Origin of the sequence: Leptospirillum ferrooxidans C2-3, assembly GCF_000284315.1 — a bacterium.
Taxonomy (GTDB): domain Bacteria; phylum Nitrospirota; class Leptospirillia; order Leptospirillales; family Leptospirillaceae; genus Leptospirillum; species Leptospirillum ferrooxidans.
On the sequence record NC_017094.1, the window covers coordinates 205,416 to 224,988 of the forward strand.

General features: G+C 48.6%; 21 protein-coding genes, 4 tRNA genes, 1 other RNA gene and 1 pseudogene. 6 read left to right on the forward strand and 21 right to left on the reverse strand.

Annotated features, from left to right (window positions below):
- Nucleotides 1–239 precede the first annotated feature (239 nt).
- A complete protein-coding gene (locus LFE_RS01060; protein WP_014448428.1) occupies nt 240–632 on the forward strand; it encodes a DsrE/DsrF/DrsH-like family protein in 393 nt (130 codons plus the stop codon).
- 27 nt (nt 633–659) lie between these two features.
- Nucleotides 660–905 (forward strand): sulfurtransferase TusA family protein, encoded by a 246-nt coding sequence (locus LFE_RS01065; protein WP_014448429.1) that lies wholly within the window; start codon nt 660–662, stop codon nt 903–905.
- 97 nt (nt 906–1,002) lie between these two features.
- Here LFE_RS01065 and LFE_RS12810 read toward each other — a convergent pair whose 3' ends face one another.
- From LFE_RS12810 to LFE_RS01095, 7 genes are all read right to left on the reverse strand, one after another.
- Entirely contained in the window at nt 1,003–2,253 is a 1,251-nt protein-coding gene (locus LFE_RS12810) for an HD-GYP domain-containing protein (protein ID WP_014448430.1), read from the reverse strand.
- Nucleotides 2,254–2,300: 47 nt separating this feature from the next.
- Nucleotides 2,301–3,296 carry a glycosyl transferase family protein gene (locus LFE_RS01075; protein ID WP_014448431.1) on the reverse strand — a complete coding sequence of 332 codons (996 nt, stop codon included), beginning with the start codon at nt 3,294–3,296 and terminating at the stop codon, nt 2,301–2,303.
- Entirely contained in the window at nt 3,293–4,123 is an 831-nt protein-coding gene (gene mazG / locus LFE_RS01080) for a nucleoside triphosphate pyrophosphohydrolase (RefSeq protein ID WP_014448432.1), read from the reverse strand. The genes LFE_RS01075 and mazG overlap by 4 nt, the downstream gene beginning before the upstream one ends.
- A 291-nt stretch (nt 4,124–4,414) precedes the next feature.
- Nucleotides 4,415–4,546: a hypothetical protein gene (locus LFE_RS14460; RefSeq protein ID WP_014448433.1), complete on the reverse strand. Its 132-nt coding sequence runs from the start codon at nt 4,544–4,546 to the stop codon at nt 4,415–4,417.
- A 236-nt stretch (nt 4,547–4,782) separates the two neighbouring features.
- Nucleotides 4,783–6,153, reverse strand: a complete 1,371-nt coding sequence (locus LFE_RS13495) for a sigma 54-interacting transcriptional regulator (RefSeq protein WP_014448434.1) — start codon at nt 6,151–6,153, stop codon at nt 4,783–4,785.
- Between the two features lie 50 nt (nt 6,154–6,203).
- A tRNA-Ser gene (locus LFE_RS01090) sits at nt 6,204–6,293 on the reverse strand.
- A gap of 19 nt (nt 6,294–6,312) precedes the next feature.
- Nucleotides 6,313–6,792, reverse strand: coding sequence for a nucleoside deaminase (locus tag LFE_RS01095; protein ID WP_014448435.1), 480 nt, complete (start codon nt 6,790–6,792; stop codon nt 6,313–6,315).
- A gap of 52 nt (nt 6,793–6,844) precedes the next feature.
- Here LFE_RS01095 and LFE_RS01100 point away from each other — a divergent pair, with 52 nt between their 5' ends.
- The 4 genes from LFE_RS01100 to LFE_RS01115 all read left to right on the forward strand — a co-directional run bounded on the left by LFE_RS01100 (nt 6,845) and on the right by LFE_RS01115 (nt 9,381).
- Nucleotides 6,845–7,663, forward strand: a complete 819-nt coding sequence (locus LFE_RS01100) for a tetratricopeptide repeat protein (protein ID WP_041773919.1) — start codon at nt 6,845–6,847, stop codon at nt 7,661–7,663.
- A 106-nt stretch (nt 7,664–7,769) separates the two neighbouring features.
- A tRNA-Ser gene (locus LFE_RS01105) sits at nt 7,770–7,855 on the forward strand.
- A gap of 437 nt (nt 7,856–8,292) precedes the next feature.
- Nucleotides 8,293–8,384 (forward strand) — tRNA-Ser (locus tag LFE_RS01110).
- Between the two features lie 79 nt (nt 8,385–8,463).
- Nucleotides 8,464–9,381 (forward strand): mechanosensitive ion channel family protein, encoded by a 918-nt coding sequence (locus LFE_RS01115; protein WP_014448437.1) that lies wholly within the window; start codon nt 8,464–8,466, stop codon nt 9,379–9,381.
- 27 nt (nt 9,382–9,408) lie between these two features.
- Here the strand turns inward: LFE_RS01115 and LFE_RS14310 are convergent.
- From LFE_RS14310 to LFE_RS01175, 14 genes and pseudogenes are all read right to left on the reverse strand, one after another.
- A pseudogene (locus LFE_RS14310) lies at nt 9,409–9,525 on the reverse strand (zinc ribbon domain-containing protein); the annotation flags it as partial.
- Nucleotides 9,526–9,635: 110 nt separating this feature from the next.
- Nucleotides 9,636–10,118 carry a hypothetical protein gene (locus tag LFE_RS01120; protein ID WP_232502541.1) on the reverse strand — a complete coding sequence of 161 codons (483 nt, stop codon included), beginning with the start codon at nt 10,116–10,118 and terminating at the stop codon, nt 9,636–9,638.
- 160 nt (nt 10,119–10,278) lie between these two features.
- Nucleotides 10,279–11,913, reverse strand: a complete 1,635-nt coding sequence (locus LFE_RS01125) for a peptide chain release factor 3 (RefSeq protein ID WP_014448439.1) — start codon at nt 11,911–11,913, stop codon at nt 10,279–10,281.
- Nucleotides 11,914–11,950: 37 nt separating this feature from the next.
- Nucleotides 11,951–12,601 (reverse strand): recombination mediator RecR, encoded by a 651-nt coding sequence (gene recR / locus LFE_RS01130; RefSeq protein ID WP_014448440.1) that lies wholly within the window; start codon nt 12,599–12,601, stop codon nt 11,951–11,953.
- A gap of 11 nt (nt 12,602–12,612) precedes the next feature.
- On the reverse strand, nt 12,613–12,930 hold the full coding sequence (locus LFE_RS01135; RefSeq protein WP_014448441.1) for a YbaB/EbfC family nucleoid-associated protein: 318 nt from the start codon (nt 12,928–12,930) through the stop codon (nt 12,613–12,615).
- Between the two features lie 16 nt (nt 12,931–12,946).
- The gene (gene dnaX / locus LFE_RS13500; RefSeq protein ID WP_014448442.1) at nt 12,947–14,578 is read right to left on the reverse strand and encodes a DNA polymerase III subunit gamma/tau; all 1,632 of its coding nucleotides are present in this window, start codon (nt 14,576–14,578) and stop codon (nt 12,947–12,949) included.
- A gap of 42 nt (nt 14,579–14,620) precedes the next feature.
- Nucleotides 14,621–14,719, reverse strand: an RNA gene (gene ffs / locus LFE_RS13405) — signal recognition particle sRNA small type.
- 37 nt (nt 14,720–14,756) lie between these two features.
- Nucleotides 14,757–14,849 (reverse strand) — tRNA-Ser (locus LFE_RS01145).
- Nucleotides 14,850–15,188: 339 nt separating this feature from the next.
- The gene (locus LFE_RS01150; protein WP_014448443.1) at nt 15,189–16,733 is read right to left on the reverse strand and encodes a TolC family protein; all 1,545 of its coding nucleotides are present in this window, start codon (nt 16,731–16,733) and stop codon (nt 15,189–15,191) included.
- A 244-nt stretch (nt 16,734–16,977) separates the two neighbouring features.
- Nucleotides 16,978–17,226 carry a hypothetical protein gene (locus tag LFE_RS01155; RefSeq protein ID WP_014448444.1) on the reverse strand — a complete coding sequence of 83 codons (249 nt, stop codon included), beginning with the start codon at nt 17,224–17,226 and terminating at the stop codon, nt 16,978–16,980.
- Nucleotides 17,227–17,235: 9 nt separating this feature from the next.
- Nucleotides 17,236–17,595 (reverse strand): hypothetical protein, encoded by a 360-nt coding sequence (locus tag LFE_RS01160; protein ID WP_014448445.1) that lies wholly within the window; start codon nt 17,593–17,595, stop codon nt 17,236–17,238.
- 18 nt (nt 17,596–17,613) lie between these two features.
- The gene (locus LFE_RS01165; RefSeq protein ID WP_014448446.1) at nt 17,614–17,916 is read right to left on the reverse strand and encodes a hypothetical protein; all 303 of its coding nucleotides are present in this window, start codon (nt 17,914–17,916) and stop codon (nt 17,614–17,616) included.
- 28 nt (nt 17,917–17,944) lie between these two features.
- The gene (locus LFE_RS01170; RefSeq protein ID WP_014448447.1) at nt 17,945–18,184 is read right to left on the reverse strand and encodes a sulfurtransferase TusA family protein; all 240 of its coding nucleotides are present in this window, start codon (nt 18,182–18,184) and stop codon (nt 17,945–17,947) included.
- Between the two features lie 128 nt (nt 18,185–18,312).
- Nucleotides 18,313–19,533, reverse strand: coding sequence for a hypothetical protein (locus tag LFE_RS01175; protein WP_014448448.1), 1,221 nt, complete (start codon nt 19,531–19,533; stop codon nt 18,313–18,315).
- Between the last annotated feature and the right edge of the window lie 40 nt (nt 19,534–19,573).

Sequence of the window (19,573 nt, forward strand, 5' to 3'; positions counted from 1 at the left end):
AAGGGATGGCTGCGATGAAAATGATGATTCCGATGGTCATGAGGCGTTTTCTGATCAAGGGAGAACCTTTCTGTTGAATCTTGTTCTGTGCATTCTTCTGGAGCCTTCTGTCCATTCTAATTCCCGTCCTGTTTTTTATAAAGCGTCTTTTTCATCTCTCTCGACCATTGGCTCAAAAATGTTATGATGGCAAAGAGGTGGATCCTTGTTGTTCTTTTTGATTAAAAGAGGGGGCGGTTGTGGAAAAACTATCAGTGGTTCTGGCTTCGGACGAGTTTGAAAAACTTCAGGCTGGATGCATGATGGCTTCTGTTGCTTCAGTCTCGGGGATAGAGGTCAATGTTTTTGTCACGATGGCGGCAATGACCTGTTTTCGTCAAAAGACGGTCGCTGACCGCAGTTTTCCCAAAATTGGTGAAGTGGGGCAGGCAGCAATCAGAAAGAAGGCTCCGCTCTTCTCCGATCTGTTGATTCAGGGAAAAGAGATGGGGTCATTGAAGGTCTTTGCCTGTGCGTTGGCGCTTGACCTGATCGACTCAAAACTGGAGGAAATGGTTCCGGTCTTTGATGAGGTGGTTGGTGTCGCGACATTTTTGGGAAAAGCTGAAGGGGGACAGGTACTCTTTGTCTGAAGGTGAAAAAGAGATAGGGAGAGAATCATGAGTGAAGAAACTGTAAAACCAGACGAGGTGATTGATGCAAGAGGGCTTTACTGTCCTGGCCCTCTTATGGAGCTGATCCGGGTCATCTCGGTCAAGCCCGTTGGAACTGTTTTGAAGGTGTTGTCCTCTGATGAGGGATCAGCCAAGGATATTCCGGCCTGGATTTCCAAGGTTGGCCAGCAATATATCGGCACAGAAAAATCCGATGGATACTGGGAACTGCTGGTCAAAAAAGTCAAGTAACCGATGAATTGGACCTTCCCCTGGAGGGTGACTTCAGTGAAATACCGAATCAATCATTTTGAACGTTTTTTGAGGACTGAAATCACTCTCTCCAGGCTCATGCTTGTGAAAATTTCAGAATATAGCTGATCAGCTGCTTCTGAGTAATCCCGATATCGTGCGTCGAATAGGTCGGAAAATGTCGTTCGTTTGTCCCGATGGCGAGTTCAATGGTGTAGGGTTTCTCCAGAAAAGTTTGACGTGCTGAAAAAAGAACAAGAATTTTGGCCATTCCTGTCACGACGTCATCTCCCTGGTAACCCAGAAGAACTCCAATCTCCCCCCCTGACACTCCAATGAGCGTTCCCACGGGATAGATCCCTACCATATTGGCGAGTGTCCGGCTGATATCCCGGTCAAGCCCCATATTGTTCTGAAGAAGGAAGGACATGGCCTTGTGGGGAGTCATGCCTTTTCGGTAGACCCTGTCGGCGGTTAGCGCTTCATAGACATCAAGGACCATGATTCCCTGAGAAACAGGGTGAATGCTTGGAAGTTCCAGACCATAAGGATATCCCTTTCCTCCGTGACGCTCATGATGCTCCACAGCGACCTTTGCCGCGAGATTTCGAAGATCAGGTTCAGGAGATTTTTTCAGAAACTGGGAGCCCAAAAGAGGATGCTTTCGCATCTGCTCCCACTCTTCCGGCGTGAGACGGGAAGGTTTTTTAAGGATCTCCATCGGAATAAAGATTTTCCCAAGATCATGGAGTGAGGCAGCCATGCCCCATGACATCCATTCTTCTTCAGGATATTTTTTTCTGATGGCATATCCGACCGCGAGCATCATTGTATTGGCTGAATGAACAAACGTCTCATCATCGTTTCCGGAAATGTCTGCAAGAAATGAGGTAGAGCTCTTGTTCTGAAGAATCATGTCGATCGTTTGCCGGACCATTTCCCGGATTTTCTTTGTATCCATCGCCCTGCCCATGCGGGCTTCATTGAAAGATCCTTCAAGAATAAAGGCTGTTTCTTTCTGGATTCGTTCGATTTCGGAGAGTTCCTTTGTGATCGGTTCCGGAAGTTCTGTTGTACCCTCTTCCGGTGGAGGGAGCGATTCACTATTGATGGTGTCAGGTTTTTTGTTGACCGTTTTGGAGGGGGAATCCTGTTTGGCTATGTGCCCTTTATCCACAATAAATTCGACCGAGACCTTCTGGATTCCGTTTTTTCGGAGCCGCTCAATATCTTCGTTTGAGCGAATCGTAAAATGATGAGAGACAAGGGTTGTCTCAAACCAGTTTCGATCAACTCCTACAACGGTCATCCCAATCTTGAGGTCGTTTACCAGTAACGTTTTTTTCATCAGGTCCCTTCCCGGAGTCTAGGGGGATTCCGTTTCGGAGAGATCTATTACCAATCGATTCCCTTCCCGGGATCTCCAATCAGACTCAGCGCTTCTCCCATTTGGGAGGTTAAACCTCCCATCATTAACAACGTGGCTGCTTGCCAGATCAATGCCTTTCGATGAGGATGAAGAGGGTTCTTGATGAGTTCGTGATAGTACAGTGTATAAGCCTCCGTTGTCGGAGGAACGGTGATGGGTTCAACCTTTTCATTAACCGGTGGGAGAAACTCCGGAACAAGATCCGGAATGGAGTTGACTGGAACGATTTTTGTAGCTCTGTGGGTAAAGAGTCCAATACTCCCCTCTTGCCCTCCAACGAAGGTTACTTTTGCATGAGGATGGGCTGCCCTGACCATGGATTCCATGGCTGGGAGAATCGTTTCGTGGAAATATCCGATCGCCAAATGAGAGACATTCATGGGGTTCAAGGCTTTTTCGACAGTGTTGAAAAGGGATCGAAGGCCGAGCTCCCTTCTGATCGGGGCCATTCGGGCGAGCTCGGGAGTGATATCCTCCTGTGACAGACAGACAATGCTATTTTTTTCTAAATCCGATAAGGCATTTTCCGGTCTGGAAACGGAAAGTCCCAGATTCTTCCAAAGGGGGATCAGGCCAACACCAAACTTTGCGGGGAGATCCTGGTAGCCGTGGAGAACAATAGGAAGTCCTGCCCTTGATGCGAGTATGGCAGCTGGAATCCATAAGCCCGGACTCCTTGAGTGGCCATCATAGGGGCACCCGAGATCAAGTGCCTTGAGAGGTGTTGCTGAAGGAGGAATTTTGAGGAAGGACTGGAGTGCGAGAAGAAAACCCTCCATTTCAGACGATGTTTCTCCTTTTGTCCTTAATGCCAGTAGAAATCCTCCAATTTGGGCAGGTGTTGCACTTCCTGACAAGATCAGCTGACAAGCTTCAAAAGCTTCATCACGTGAAAGACCTCTTGACCCCTTGGGGCCGGTACCGATGGATTTGATGAGTTCTTTCATCTTGTTTTCAGTCATCCGGATCCCTCTTTTTTCTTGGCTTCAATCCACATGTCGTTCCACTCTTCCGGTGACAGCGATGACAGGGCTCTGTTAGAGAGGGAAGCATCCAGCTCCATTTGATGGAAACGATCCCTAAAGCGTTTGTTGGCCTGGAGGAGTGCCTCTTCCGTCCGGATTCCGAGATGCCTGCCATAGGAGGATAGTGCCAGAAGCAAATCTCCCAGTTCGTGTTTCAGTCGATCAGGAGATTCATGGCGCGCTTGAGAGAGTTCTTCAAGCTCTTCTTCGACTTTTTCCCATGCACCATCTGCGGATACCCAGTCAAACCCCACCCGACCCGCTTTTTTGCCAAGTTTTTGTGCAGCATCAAGTGCCGACATTGATTTCGGGATACCGTCAAGCATCGATTTTCTGTCCTGATGTTCTTCTTCGGTTTTTTTGATTGCTTCCCATGTTTCCCATATAGCCTCAATTTTCTTATCAGGATTGGGCTCAAGGAACACATGAGGGTGCCGACGAATCATCTTGTCTGCGGACATGTTGAAAAGATCTGATGTCAGAAGGCCGTTTTTTTCCCAGAGGATTTGTCGCATGAAGAGCAGAACAGTGAAGAGATCTGATATCTCTGATGAAATTTCAGGCAAGTTGTCTGTCGAGATTGCATCAGCCAGCTCATGAAACTCTTCCCGTAGGTCTTCAAGAAGTTTCGGAAGAGTCTGTGCCCGGTCAAACGCACATCCTTCAGGTCCACGAAGTCGTCCAATGACATCAATCAATCTGGAAAGAGCTTCCCCATCGGGGTCTTTTCCCGTTTTCTTGTCGAAATCTGTCGGTTCTTTCAATCACTTTGTCCTTTCATTGTCTGAATAACTGCGATCATAAAATGGTGCAAGAAAATATTCAATGAGTCCGGCTTATTTTTAAAGATGGTAACAGAAAAAGGAAAAAGCATCGTGGAAAATGGTGTATGCCCGTGATCTTTTGAAAGATTGGAAAATGGCCGGTTCATGGGGTTGCGGAAAGGTATGGGGGAAATCGGACCGGATACGATGGAATGGACGTAAGGGAGTATCAGGTTATAGAAACTGAAAACAGGGTCCCCATCCTATGAATGGGAACCCTGCTTCGATCAATCAGAAGGTTCCGATACCACCGATAAGGGGAGCCTGAAATTTCTCGAAAATCACAAAAAGAAGAACAGGGAAAACGGTAATAAAGGCAAAAAGGACCATTGGGGCTGCACCAACTGATGCTTGTTTGTTCATTGTCCGGCTCCTTTTAAAAACCCGCTAGGGCTTCCATTATGAATGGTTTTGATGTGGTACCAATCCTGTGCGGATGGTTACGAAAGTGGTTAAGCAAGCGGTATGCCCAGAAATGATGAGGAGAATTTTTGAATTAAGTTATTGCGGGATAGTATTATTTTTTATAAGGAGAAATTGCGGCTATGTGAATGTTTCTTTCTTGAATCAATGTTGCGAAACAATGTTTCTTCATAGTTTCAAAAATGAAACGAGTTTTGTTTCATGTTCAATCGTTTCATATGACGCCAAAGCGTAATTCTGCTGATTCCTAGAATAAACGCTGCTGCTTCGATCTTCCCGTTTGAAGAGCGAAGGGCTTTTTCAATTCTGCGACGTTCAAACAGTTCCGGGTCAAGAGAATCTTCGTAATAGGGATGGGTTTCCTCATGGATTTTATCTGTCTGTGGATAGAACCCGGTGGACCCCTTTTGTACGGACTCCGGCAGGTCCGAAAGTTCTATGGGCCTATGTGGATCGGAAACGGCCAGGACAGACTCTACCAAATGTTTCAACTCCCTTATGTTTCCGGGAAAGTGATAAGAGGAAAGGGCCTGCATGGCTTCTGATGAAAATGAAGATGAGGAACTCCTGTTTTGTTTTTGAAAGATCGAACGGAAATGTTCGACAAGAATGGGGAGGTCTTCGGTTCGTTTCCTGAGGGGAGGAATCTGGAGGGAGAGTCCATTCAGGCGATAGAAAAGGTCCGGTCTCATCCGTCCTTCCCGAAGAAGCTTTTCAGGGTCCTCGTTTGTTGCGGCAATGATCCTTGTCGAGATGGCTTGGGACTGGTTCGAACCCATGGGCTCAAAGCTGCCATCTTCCAGAAATCGCAATAATCGCGTCTGGACAGCAGGGGGAATATTCTCAATTTCATCAATAAAGAGTGTGCCGCCATGCGCTCGGGAAAGTCTCCCGCTCTGGGAAGAAACAGCTCCGGTAAAGGCGCCCCTCTGGTGGCCGAAAAGTGCGTCTTCCACCAGGGTCTCCGGAATGACAGAAAGATCAAGTGCGACAAAGGGGCCATGAGATCTGCGGCTTCTTTCATGGATCAGACGGGCGAGGCATTCTTTGCCAGTTCCTGTTTCTCCAATAAGTAGCACCGGGATTTCGGTTTTTGCGATACGTGTGAGTTTTTCCAGAAAGGGTTCTGCCCAGTCTCTGGATGCGACAAAAGTATGCTGTTGGTTTTTCGGGAGGGAGTCATGCAATAAGGGTTGGAACGATTTGAGGAGAAGTGGATAGCCGCTCAGATCGGAGCTGATCCTTTCCGTATTGATGCTGATATTGCCAAATGTTGGCTCAAGACATGGTTGGGGAATCCCCCGTTCCGATAATGGATTGGAAAAGAAATGGGATATTTTCTGGCAGCTCCCGGAACAAATCTTCCCCTCCAGGGAGTCCGGACATAGAGAACCGATGCTTTCGGTTGTCAGTCCCAACGACTGCGAGGCAGAATCGGATATCCATGCAATCCGGAACAGATGGTCGATCAACACCATGGGAGAATTGGTGGCTTTTGAGATCGGTTCCATGATGGCGTTCAGGTTGATTTTGGATTGGGGTGCCATTCTCCCACTCCTGTTCTGTTTTTCAGACATATGGGGATTTCCCGGACGGGTGGCGGAGAGAGAGGGATTTGAACCCCCGCTGGAGTTCCCCCCAGAGTTGATTTCGAGTCAACCGCCTTCAGCCTCTCGGCCATCTCTCCACAGATTTTCCTGATTCTATCATAGATGGTCTTGTGGTCCCAAACGTTTTTTAAGAAAAAAATTTCGAAGCAGTTCTTGAACAGGTCCATCGAGAATACCTTCCCGGACAATAATTTTATGAGACCATCTTGGGTCGTTTTGGAGGTCATACAAAGAGCCCATGACTCCGGATCGGGGTTCCCTGACAGAAAAGACAACTTCTGTGACTCTGGCTTCCATGATCGCTCCAAAGCACATTGGGCAAGGTTCGACAGTGACGTAAAGGGAGGCTCCAGTGAGCCTGTAATTTTTGATTGTCTGGGCAGCTTTTCGAATTGCAAGTATTTCGGCGTGTCCTGTTGGGTCAAAGGTACTTATGCGAGCGTTATGAGCAGTCGAAAGGACCTTGTCTCCCAATAAAAGAACGGCTCCAACCGGGACTTCGTCGATCAGGACAGCTTTTTCTGCTTCTGAAATCGCCAATTCCATAAAATACTGATCTTTTTCGAATTGTGACATATATCACCTTTTTTAATCTGGAAAAACGGGTTGTTTCTGATAGAATCGAAAAATGAAAAAATTATTGTCCGGTCTTTTGTCGACCTTTTTCCTTTCAATTGTTCCCCTGCCACTTTGGGCCATTCCCCTTGCGACCCCATCTGATCCTGTGGAATTACAGAAGAAGCTTCCAAAAATGGCCGCGCTTATTATGAAAGGAAAAGCCGGTCTTGCGCTACCTGAGCTTAAAAAACTCGATCGCCGTTATCCTGACCATGCAAGTGTGCATTTTCTGACAGGAATTGCCTATGGAAAGCTTGGAATGAATGAAGAAGCTGTGCATGAAGAAAAACAGGCCCTTTCCAATAACCCACAATATGTGCCAGCCCGTATTTCCTTGGGCATTGCCGAAGGAAATACGGGTCACTTCAAGCAGGAAATCCGGGAGGAGAGAATTGTTCTCGCCTCAGACCTCAAAAACGAGTCTGCATGGGAGGCGACCGGTTGGGCGTACGCTTCGCTCGCAAAATGGAGTCTTGCCAGAGAAGCGGAAGAGCAGGCTGTCCGCCTGAATCCTTTTGATGATCAGGCACATATGGTTCTGGGCATTTCCTTGGCTCATCTGGGATTTTACCAGGAAGCCCTTATGGAAGAACTGAAGGCAAAAAAGCTCAACCCAAAAGATGGGGGGACACTGCGGGCCATTACCTGGATCAAAACGCTGATTGCTCCCGAGCATCCTCAAAAACATGAAAAAGAGGATCAGACGATCAATCCGTTGCTTGCGCCGGATCAGGGAGATATTCCCCAGGGCGCTCCCGGAATCATTCCCCAGTCCGGGGGAATAAATTCCGGAAATTCTGGTAACCTGAGGGCTCCTGCAAGACCTTAGCGGTTTGCTTTTTTAAGATCTGAGCGTGTGTTGTCAGGTTTTTCAAAGATTCGCTTAGAGTGAGTGTGGAAGAACATCTTCTTTTGTGGTACATTTTCAGCCGTTTGGAGGGGTGGCCGAGTGGTCGATGGCGGCGGTCTTGAAAACCGTAGAGCGAAAGCTCCGTGGGTTCGAATCCTACCCCCTCCGCCAAATCCCATCTCTTTTCAGAACGCTTCCGGTGAGAGCCAGAATGCGTCTCGCCCACTTTCCCCTGTTGGGTCAATCCATTTGCCCCAGTGTGTGTTTCCATTCAGATCCAAAGATCCTTCCTCCAAACTCCTGAAGCGTTAGTCCGATCTGATCGCTTCATTCTGTCGGCCGGAAAGGTTCAAGTTTTTTTTGACTTGTTCCCGAGCAGGGAGAAGGTCCTGAGTATGGGGTAAATGTGGTGTTGGTATCACTGAATAATGGTTTTTGTATTGAATGTTTGTCTCGTTTTGGGGTATCCTTTGTGGCCGCTCCCGCTAGCCGGACCGTCCTGTTTTTGACATTCGAGATGAATGGATCAGCCTCATGACCGGATGGTAGGGGGCTTTATACTGTATTGTGTTTATTTTGAACAAATGTTCGAGACCAGTAGTGATTTTGGAGAGGTGGCCGAGTGGTCGAAGGCGTCCGCCTGCTAAGCGGATGTGGGGCTAAAACCCCACCCAGGGTTCGAATCCCTGCCTCTCCGCCATTTGTGTTTCCCCGTATCTTCCCCGATTCGATCATTCATGGACTTTCTGTGAGATTTTCTGGCCCAAGGAGTTCTTGCCATGTTTCCCTCTGATGAATTAAAGGCGCATCTTGCAAGCCTCCATGAGATGCTTCCTTCAGGATCCTTCTCTGAACATCATGAAAAAATTCTTTTTTCCTTGGGAAAAACTCCTGTTACAATTGCGGGTCTTGTTGATTTTTTCCTGATCATCATCCTTGGTATTCTTGTCCGGCGTGCCGTGATGAAAGCCTTGAATATCAAGGCCGAGAGGGAGTCCAGTAGCCAATCCAGAAATCTCATTTTGCTGGGATCAAAGCTTGCGGGAACGATTGTCCTTTTCCTCACAGGGCTTTTGGCACTTGATAATATTGGGGTCAAGCTGACATCCGTTGAGGGTGTCCTTGGAATGGTTGGCCTTGGATTCGGGATCGGACTTCAGTCAGTTGCTGCCAACGTGATCGCCCTTGGAGTGATTCTTGCCGAAAAGTCTGTTCAGCCGGGAGATATTATTGAAATCGATGGCATTGTTGGAACAGTCAAGGAAATTCGCCCAAGAAGTACTGTCATCATGAGCACCGACAATATCGCCGTTATCGTTCCCAATGGCCATTTCATCTCAAACAAGGTTATCAACTGGAGCCATCTGGAATCTAAAATCCGGACGCATATCAAGGTAGGCGTTGGGATGACCCAAAAGGATCTTGAGTCGGCGGTGAGAATCATGAAGGAAGTGGCGGGGAACCATCCGTTGGTTCTGAAGGATCCGGCCCCGGACGTATGGTTCGCCTCATTCGGTGAGTCAACCTATGATCTGGATCTTGTTTTCTGGCTTAAGGATGCCACTGTCCGCTATCAGGTGACCAGTGATCTTGGCTTCTCCCTGAGCAAGGCATTTTTTGAGGAGGGAGTCAATATCCCTTATCCCATCCGTACCCTGTTTGTGGATCAACGACCCGCCACTCAGCCGAGGCTGTAGTGGGGGGGTAAAGTTCAAACGTTCGATTCAGACTGCGATAGGCCGATTGATTGCGGCCTTGAAGCGAATGTTCCGTGCGGCATTGATGTCCGCATGTTCGGTGTGTTTACAGGTCAAACAGAAGAATTGGTCTTGAGACGTTCGGTTGTTTTGTTCGCAATGTCCACAGACAGAGCATGAGCGGGAGGTGTTTCATGGATCAATCAGAACCACGGAAACCCCTTCCAGAACAGCCTTATAGGTGATAAAGCATCTCAACTGGTCAAACGCCCATTTTCCGAATCGTTCCTTTGGGCTCTTTCCAACCATTGTCCGGCCGTTGAATCCCTTGAGATCCTCAAGGGCAATACCGCGTCCGGTGCCTTTTGCCACGAAACGGTGATCCGTCCGTGGACCGTGGCCATGGACGCGTGGGAGAGGGACTTGAAAGACAGAAGACGCTTGTCGTATTCCATGGCGGAATGTTTCTTGAAAAAGTGGAGCGATTTCTTCTCCGTCCTGTAGCTGTCGGAGACCTTGGCAATGGCCCGGACGATCATCTGGGAGGTGAGGGCGGGAAACCTCTCCCTCACTTCAAAATAGACCATATGGTGGAGTTTCATCTGGTACGGTGTTCCGGCCTCGAAGGACTTTCTGAAAATCCAGTTACAGGCGTCGTTGAAGGTCTCGATCGTCTCCAGAAGAGACTTGGCCTGTTCTTTGGTCGGGGTCAGTTTGACCTTCAATATTTTTTTCATAGACCCATCACAGGAAACATTGTTTCCTGTCTCAATTCCTAACAGATGATGAAGGAGAAGCGCATTCCTCCCGTTCCCTGACATAAACCGTCCAGGGAACGGGAGACTAGGCTAAATACTGATGAACCTGCCATGGGGGAGGCCACGCAGAAATCCTCTGTCAAGGGGTAAATGTTCTGGGCGAAGTTCCATGGAAGGTGAGTTTCGGATATTTTTCCACAGCATACCTGAGTGCCCATTCGTTTCTGAAAAGAGCAACCGGCTTTTTATCCTGATCATAGACAAGAAGCGTGTCGAGAGTTCCTGCCAGAGCGCGGATCATGGAATCTTCTCCCGTGATCCACCTGACGCGATCATATCCTAGCGTGTCGAGCTTGACCGGGGCCTTGTACTCATGAAGAAGCCGGAATTTCAGAACATCAAATTGCAACATTCCGACCGCACCGACAATCATGTCCCGCTCCCCATCCTGGTCCATGCTGAAGATCTGGATTCCACCCTCCTGGGCGATTTGCAGGAGTCCCTTGTTCATGTGCTTTCTTTTCATGGGGTCTTCTATCTGGACCCTGGAAAAATATTCAGGGGAGAAATGCGGAATCCCCTCAAATGTAAAGTTCCCTTTTTCACAGAGAGTATCCCCGATATGAAAGACCCCCGGATCATGAAGTCCGACAATATCTCCCGGAAAAGCTTCTTCCACAAGTTCCCTTCGTTGTCCGAGGAACTGAAGTGTTTTTGTGAGCTTTATTTCTTGTCCGGTATTATTGTTCCGGACCGTCATGCCTTTCTTGAATTTTCCTGAACAAACTCTTAAAAACGCAAATCGATCCCTGTGAAGTGGGTCCATGTTGGCCTGAATTTTAAAAATGAAGCCAGAAAAAACGGGATTCGAGGGTTCGATTGGTCCCTGGCTTGAGGCTCTGGGTTGCGGCGGTGGCACAAGGGGCAGAAATCCTTCCAGAAACATTTCGACGCCAAAATTATTCAGAGCGCTTCCAAAGAAAACGGGGGTAACGTCTCCTTTTTGAAAAAGAGTGGTGTCCCATAGATTCTGTTCCATCAGCAGGAGTTCGCGCTCATCTTCAAATGCGTTCGCAAGACCGATAGTACCCAGGACATTGGAAAGTTCCGGTGAACCGGCTGGAAGGATCTTTTCTTCAGATTTTTGTCCGCCATGCTCGAGAGAGGTGAACAGGTGGGCTGTTCCGTCGATCAAATCATAGACACCACGAAAGTCACGCCCCGTTCCGATGGGCCAGTTCCGGGGAATGGCACGTATATTCAGTGTGCGCTCAATTTCGGCGAGAAGGTCCAATGGTGGGACGCCTTCCCTGTCGACCTTGTTGATGAAGGTGACAATGGGCAGGTTCCTGAGTCTCGCCACTTCAAAGAGTTTCAATGTTTGTGGCTCGATTCCCTTGGCTCCGTCCAGAAGCATGATGACTGAATCAACGGCTTCAAGTGTCCGGTAGGTGTCTTCGCTGAAGTCCTTGTGGCCCGGGGTATCAAGGATATTGATTCCGTACCCTTTGTAATCAAACTGGAGAGCGCTGGAGGTGACGCTGATTCCTCTCTGGCGCTCGATCTCCATCCAGTCACTCGTCGCATGGCGCTGGGCCTTTCTGCTTTTGATGGAACCAGCAACATGAATGGCTCCTCCATAAAGCAAAAGTTTTTCCGTAAGGGTTGTCTTGCCAGCGTCCGGATGTGAAATGATGGCGAATGTCCGCCGTCTTTTGATCGCGTTTTCGAGTTCTTCGACGGACTGGGTGATTTCGGATGGAGTTGTTTCCAATAGGGGCTCCTTTAAAAGCATGGGGTGGTTCCCAAGATCACATCAATCTTCGGCCTTCGACTGAACGGATGAGGGTCATGTCATCAACATATTCAAGCTCAAGGCCGACCGGAATACCAAAAGCGATACGGCTGATCCTGATGCCGACCGGCTTGAAAAGTCGGGAGATGTAGAGAGCTGTTGCCTCCCCTTCCGTTGTGGGAGAAGTCGCAACGATAATTTCTCTGACCTGGCCGGTTTCCACTCGGGAAATAAGTTCCTTGATCCTTATGGAATCAGGTCCTATTCCATCAAGGGGGGAAAGGCGTCCCATCAAAACATGGTAAAGCCCCTGAAACTCTCCGGACCGTTCCACGGCATAAAGTGTCTGGACATCCTCGACGACCATGATCAGTCCATCATCTCTTGAAGGATCCCTGCACAGGGTGCAAACGGTGTCATCGGTGCTGGCGTTCTCAGGCAGTTCCCTGATGTTCTGACAGACTGAGCATAGGACCAGCTCTTTCTTCATGAGAGAAAGATGACCTGAAAGTGCAAAGACCTCCTCATCTGAGGATTTCAGAAGATGAAAAGCCAGTTTTGTGGCTGTCCTGACACCTATTCCGGGAAGAGTTCTTAATGCCTCGATGACCCGATAGAATGGCATCGGGTAAGGGGAGGGGTTTCGGTCACCGGGTTTTTGCGGCATAGGGCGATCTGTCAGAAGCCGGGAAATCCCGGCAATCCACCGGGCATGCCGGAAGCTTCAAGCATGGATTTGGTCATGAGGGTTCGCGCTTTTTCTCCAGCTTGATTGATTGCCTGGCATAGAAGCCTTTCAAGGTCTTCTCTTGAGGCCTCCTGGTGAAGCTTTGGTGTGATCGTGATGGAGAGAACTTCGGATTTCCCGTTCATGGTTACGATCACTCCGTCAGCTTCTCCTGCGATTCCGATAAGACGTGCATTCTGCAATTCTTCTTGGACTTGTCCGATCTTTCCTTTCATTTCCATGGCCTTCTTCAGGAAGTCCGGCATCATGTCTGGATCTCCTTTTTTATGGGTCTTTTTTAGGACTGCTCTGGTTTTTAACCGATATGATCTCTGCTCCAAAAATATTTTGGGCTTCCTTGACAAGGTGATGATCTTTTGCCTGTTCGACAGGTGACTGGATTTTGGGGCCACCCGTTTGCGATTGCACTTTTGTCAGGATGGTAACGGCCTCCCCCTCGCGCTGGAGGAAGGATTCCCTGAGGAGCGGGATGTGTTCCCGGACCCTGCTTTCAAAGAATGCCTTTGAGACGAACAGTGTGATTGTTTTGGGATCTGTTCTCTGGATCTGGCACTCCTCAAGGAGTTCTCGGTCATGAGGTTCGAGCCCCTTGATTTCCCTCAGAAATCTTTTCCAGTCTCCCGGAATCCTGATATCGAGGTGGGATGGCTTTTGTTCAGGTTGGATGTCGGGATTCTTTTTCTGGTTCCCGTCCATCCCTTTCTCTTCAGGAGAAATTGGTTTTGATGGAATGGTTTCTCTTTTGCTGTTGTCCGGAACGGAGTTCCTGAGGGATGCAAGAATTTGTGCAAGCGGTTCTGCATCCTTGAGATGGCAGATACGGCAAAGGATCAGAAGAAAGGTGATCGAAGGCTGGGGAGATTTTCTCAGCTCTTCCTCTCCTCTTAAAAGGAGCGTCAGCATCTGTTCAAGGAAGATCTCCGAGGGGGTTCTTGTGAGAAAGGACGGGGGAATGGCTTCCTGCATCCATTCGAACGGTTTTCCCGTCAAGGGGCTCGCCAGGACAGATGACATCAGAAGGTCTCTTGTGCGCTTAGAAAGATTTTTTAATTGATTTCTGGGGTCAATCCCGATTGAGAGCAGGTTTTCCGCGATCTTGAGTGTGTCCGGAAGTTTTCCTGAAAGGAGTGAGTCCAGCAAATCTCTTTCCAGATGGGCTGGGGTCATGCCCAAAAACAGGGAAATATCCTCAAGGGATATTCCGCCCTGGGAAAGGGCCCGAATCTGGTCTGTGAGACTCAGTGCATCCCTCAGGCTGCCTTCTGCTGCTTGCGAAAGGAGGTTCAGGACTTCCGGAGAAAAGTCGAGTCCTTCGGCCAGGCATATTTTCTGAAGCTGATTTTTGATTTCGGGTATGGTGAGATTCCTGAATCTGAAATGCTGACACCTGGACTGGATGGTGTCAGGAACCTTGTGGGCTTCGGTGGTGGCAAAGATAAAGATGACATGGGACGGGGGCTCTTCCAATGTTTTCAGAAGGGCATTGAAAGCTGCAGTCGAAAGCATATGGACTTCATCGATGATGTAGATCCTGGCCCTTCCCGAAAAGGGAAGAAAATGGATCCCTTCCCTGAGGGAACGTACATCGTCAACACTGGTATTGGAAGCGCCATCGATTTCCATCACATCAGGTGAAGAACCCTTTGCGATTTCAAGACAGGAGGAGCATGAAAGGCAGGGAGCTGTTGTTGGACCATCCTTGCAGTTGATGGATTTTGCGAGAAGTCTTGCTACTGTTGTTTTTCCGACTCCCCTGTCTCCGGAAAAAAGATAGGCTTGCGGAAGGTTTTTGGCTTTCAATGCAAAAGTGATCGCCTTGAAAACCGATTCCTGTCCAACAAGGTCAGAAAAGGTTTGGGGGCGCCATTTTCGGGCGAGGGAGATGACAGTTGACATGATCAGGGATCCAATCGGGTGGTCGTATGGAGGCCCTCGGAGGGAGACCAGGTGATTCCGGGGCACACTGAGTATTCCGTTACCGTTGCTTCCTTCCGGACCTGGCGGAGTTCACGGCACTCTGTTGCACGGAGCCTGGCCCCCCCCGGAAGGTCTCCCGGTGACCCAGGGGGAAAAATGGCGGAGAGAGAGGGATTCGAACCCTCGAGGCGCTTATTAGGCACCTACACGATTTCCAGTCGTGCTCCTTCGGCCGCTCGGACATCTCTCCAGTTGACCCCAAAATAACTCTTTTAGAGGACAAGTATCCCGCTAGGATATTCTAAACAGGACAAAAATACAAGACACAACCGGGACAATCACGCTTTTGACTGCAGGAAAAACTCGTTGGGTAATAGGCATCACTTACCGAGAAAACATTTTCAGCCGTTTTTGTCTTGGAACTCTGTGAATATCTTGCTCAAGGAGGGAGGATAAGAGATGTTCCCATGATGTTTTCCGCTCTTTATGGCATGTATCCAGAATGGGATGGAAAGTCAGGTCAGAGGCGTGGAAACGGCTTTCTGTCTATGGTCAGTTTGTCAAATTTTGCCCAGAACGGGGAGTCATGCTAGTCGTCAAGGAATCGGGAGCTTGCTGTTACGGCTTCCTGATCTGAGAGGGCGTTGTAGTAGTTGATCAGACTTTTGAAGCGGTTATACCTGGACTGATGAAAGTTATTGAGTGTTGTAATGAGGTATAAAAAACTGATTTTTTGGTTTTCATACGCACCAAGAGCCAGTGTAAAGGCCAGTTCCGCATCTGGAAGGATCTCCTGATCGTTTATTTCAAAGGTTTTGAAGGCGACGATTGTTTTGGTCTGGGAGTTGAGAGATTCTGTTACAGCTAAGGACTTTTGCCAGCGAAGAAGCCATTTTTTTGCGGAAATGGTCTGCTTGAGAGATTCAATTTTTTTTTGTTGTTTGATAGAGAAAAAAATCGGAAAGTTAAAACTCACGCCCAGTGAGTAACAGTTTGTGTTGGAAAAACCATAACACCCGATGTCACCTTCAGCTCCCTGGAGCTGAAAGTCAGGAAGATAGTCCATCTCTGCCCTGGAAAGCTGTTGGATGCCCAGTTCGATAGATCCCTGAAGCTTTTTGACGTCAGGCCGTTTTTTGTCGAGGGAAAGGTCAAGGTCCTTGGTCGGTAAAAAATGGACAGGAGGTTTTTGGGGGACTTCGGGCAATCGTATCTGAATAACGGTTTTGAGTGGAATATTGAGAAGAGTATCAAGCTGACGTTTGTCGGACAAGAATTGAAGATTATAGGTGATACGTCTCAATATTGCCTGTTTGACAGCATTTTTGGCACTCAGATAATCGAGGAGGGGTGCCTTATTGGCCACAACCCTTATCCTGGTTATTTCCTGGACACGTTTGAGCCAGTCAATGAGCCGGCGATTTTCCCGAAGCCTTTCCTGATCCAGCAGAAGCGTGTAGCAGGCTTTTTCAGTCTGATTGATGAGGTTTCTGCGCTTTTCAATATAGTCTTCATGGAGAAGAGATGCTTGAGACTTCGATATGCTTTTGTCGATCCATGATTTTCCTGGAAAGAGCATGTTTTGGAAAATGGACCAGCCGGTTCCAGAACCATAAGGGGTGTTGGCCCCCTGGTTACCCTCGCCGTAAAGAAATTCGATGATGGGGTCAGACGGGGCTATGGCGGTTTCTTCTAAAAATGTTTTTGCCTTCCATGTGGATCGCAGGGACAAAATGGAAGTGTTTTGCGAGAGAGCAATCCTGACCGCGTCATCAACAGAGATTTCCTTGCTCTTCGGGGCGACCTGTTGGAGAGAGTTTTCGATTGGTGTTTGTGTTGAATTGGCAACAGAAATTTTTCCGGCCACAAGAAACAGAAAAACCAAGAAAAGCGGGAATGCGAACTTTTTGAACGTAAGATAGCGGCTTGGGAATGGATCCTTCCGGGGGGGATCCTCCAAAGAGGCTGATCCCCGGATGGAATGCCCTGTCTTTTCAGAATTTTCCGAGGATTTCATGCGCCATTTTAAAAGACCCAAGTCCGCATTGGTGAGATGTCCGACAGACAGGAGCGGTTTGAGTTGAACGGCTGGAACCCAAGCAGGGGGCCTTTTTGCGGGTGCATTCACTTTCATTGGATCCTGATTATGGATTCTTGCCAGTATCCTGGTGCTCTTTTTCCATATCTGCTGACACCCTTCTTTTAAACTCCAAGAGCATTCTTCCGGGTCCCCTGACTGTTTTCCTGTGTTCCCGAAACAGGAAATCCTGCATGGGCCAGAGATATTAGTACCATGCGACGAACCTTCCCCTCAATCAAGACCATGAGAGATTTTTTTGACTGAAGGGGGACTCCCGTCTCTTTTTAGTGATAAACGATCAGATATTGGCGGGAAGAAGGAGACGGGAAGCTTTCTTGATCAAGGCATAGGTTTCATCCCAGGAAATTTCGGGATAATGATTTTGTGACTCACCCTTGACAGACAGAACCTGACCATTGGATTCGCCAGGCCAAACAACGGAAGAATTCAGGAGTATTGCCCTGTTTTCCGGAGAGTCTTTTAAGATGGACTGAACCATCCGGAGATGGGATTCGGCAAGGGGGCTTCGAAGCAGAACAAGAGTCATGTTCAATCCTCAGAAAAAAAGGAACTGGGAATATCGGGTGATGTGTTCGGAGAGCTCATCTGGCGTCATGGGCAATGCTCCTGCCGGCGGATTCGTCCCTTCCTCCGGTTCATAGTAGATTTCAACCCCCATTTCGGGAAATCCAGTCCAGAATTTCATCAGGATTTCCCCATCTTCGAGGTCTTCCAGATTTTCCATGAAGAGGGGCAGGGCCTCCTTGAACAGGTAGATCCCCACAGGAATCTCCCCCCCAACGAGCCCCGCTGTGACACGGACCGCTTCAGCCGGTCTGGGGCTTTCCCTAGGATCGCTCTGGATAAAGACAAGTGTACTGTTTGAGGCTGGATTCCCGTTTGGTGTTTGGGTCATCGATATTCTTTCTGAAAGTCAGTTGAAGGAGACAAAGCGATCGCATCCTTCCATGATTTGTGTCAGCATTACAAGACCGCAAAAGGTTGTTTTCCCTGGATCATTGATACGCCGGGATTGAGCTCCATAGGCGCAGCTATAAACATGTACCGCGGAGCTTGGCAGATTTTGAACCCATTCCTCAGGAATAAATCGGGTGCCTTCGTCGAGAAGGTAGAGGTAGACCGTATCTCCGCATTTCTGGGCTGCCTGGATCAGGTTTTGTACGGCCGGCCCGTCTCCCTTGTCGGGGTGTGTGGACAGTAATATCCCGAATTTCATGGCTTGTCCAGGATGTGTTGAGGGGCTTTCACGCCGATGCCTTTTTGAGCCGAAGATCGAAAAGTCCGTCCGGCCGCTCCGAAATGGATAGGATCTCGTGGCCTTCTTCCTGCGCGGAGCGGGGAACATTCTTGATGGGCTCTCCTGGATCCAAGACAACCTTGAGGACTTGGCCCGGGGCCATCCCTTCAAGCTTAAGCTTGGTTTTTACAAAATTGAAGGGACATTTGACTCCCCTCAGGTCCAAATGGATATCTTCCTCGCTCATTTCTCGGGCTCCTTGTTAAAACATCAGATCCTGATAAAAGGACAAAAAATTCTGTTGAAAGATCCTACCACGCCGGGAACCCGAGGAAAAGTGTTTCTTCTGATCGAGGTCAGTCGGGCAATGGTGTTCTATTCCAGATTCAAAAAGTCCGATAGGCGCATCGGTGGATCGATAGGAAGCTTGATGCGGGATTTCATATTTTTCCAGACCACCGATGTGGCCTGCTCAAGGGAGCAGCCCCTTAGCATGATGATTCCCAATCCCTTCTCCCAGTCCAAAAAAAGCGGGTCGGGGATCCTGTGGGACTTTTGAAGCCCTGGCAGGGTGGCTTGGCTTAATCCCCATATGGGTAACACCGGAGTATTGCCCGCTTCGGTGGATGTATTCTCTGAAAGGAGTTTGGCGATGGGCATGAGGCCATGGGGGGCGTAACCCTGGCCTGACCAAAACTTGCTGAAATGGAACTTGGGGCTATGGAACTGTTGGGCGCTCATGACCGACTGGCGGGAGAATTCCCTCAAATAGGATGAAAACTGGTCCACGCCAAACTGATTGAGTTTCTGATGGCTGATGGAAACCCAGAAAAGAGGCAGAACCTGTCCTATGAACATGGGTGTTCTCATCATGACATCGACCCCTTCCATGTAGGCTTGTAGACGCATGGTGGGGATGTACCCGCTGGGTTCTTCAGAGTCAAATATGTCCCTGATCCATTTTCCGGATCGGTTTTCGTAAAAAAGGTGAGCTCCCTGTTTTTCTTTTCCGACCCCGATATAAGTGTTGATGCGGTGAATATGGAGAGAGAGAGAGAGTTCTTCCGGGAGGAGGTTGATTGCCTGGGTAATCAGTTCTTCTGTTTCAGCATCCTCAAACCATGTCCCGAGCGCAGAAAAAAGAGACTTGAGTTTGCTTGTGTCTATCGTCTTTTGCAGTTCAACGCATTCCTTCAGATCGGATGCAGGAGATAAGGACAGGTGGGTACCAAATGGTGTGTGGGTCAGGATAATGCCCAAAAACAAAAACTCCCCCATTGAGTTTGGCACCAAGATGAACCGGTCTGTTATGGAGGATTCAAGGTGTTCGGCTTTTTCTAGAAACTCGTTCAGGTGGCTTCGTTCACCAATTGTGACATGTTGGGAAAGGTGCTCCAGAAAATCGTCCAGAGATCTCTCATGGCCAACATATTTCCAGATTCCCTTGAGTGTTGGTGAATAGAGGACCAGTCGCTTGTTTTGATAGAATAATCCCTGATATGGTCCCATGGTTTTCTCGAGAATGTCGAAAATCTTCCTGGGGGGGAATGGTGGTCCAAAAAAAGCTCTTGGACTGCGATTTTCATAAAGAAGCATATTGAATATCCTGTCTGGAGGCGAAAAACTGGATCCCCGT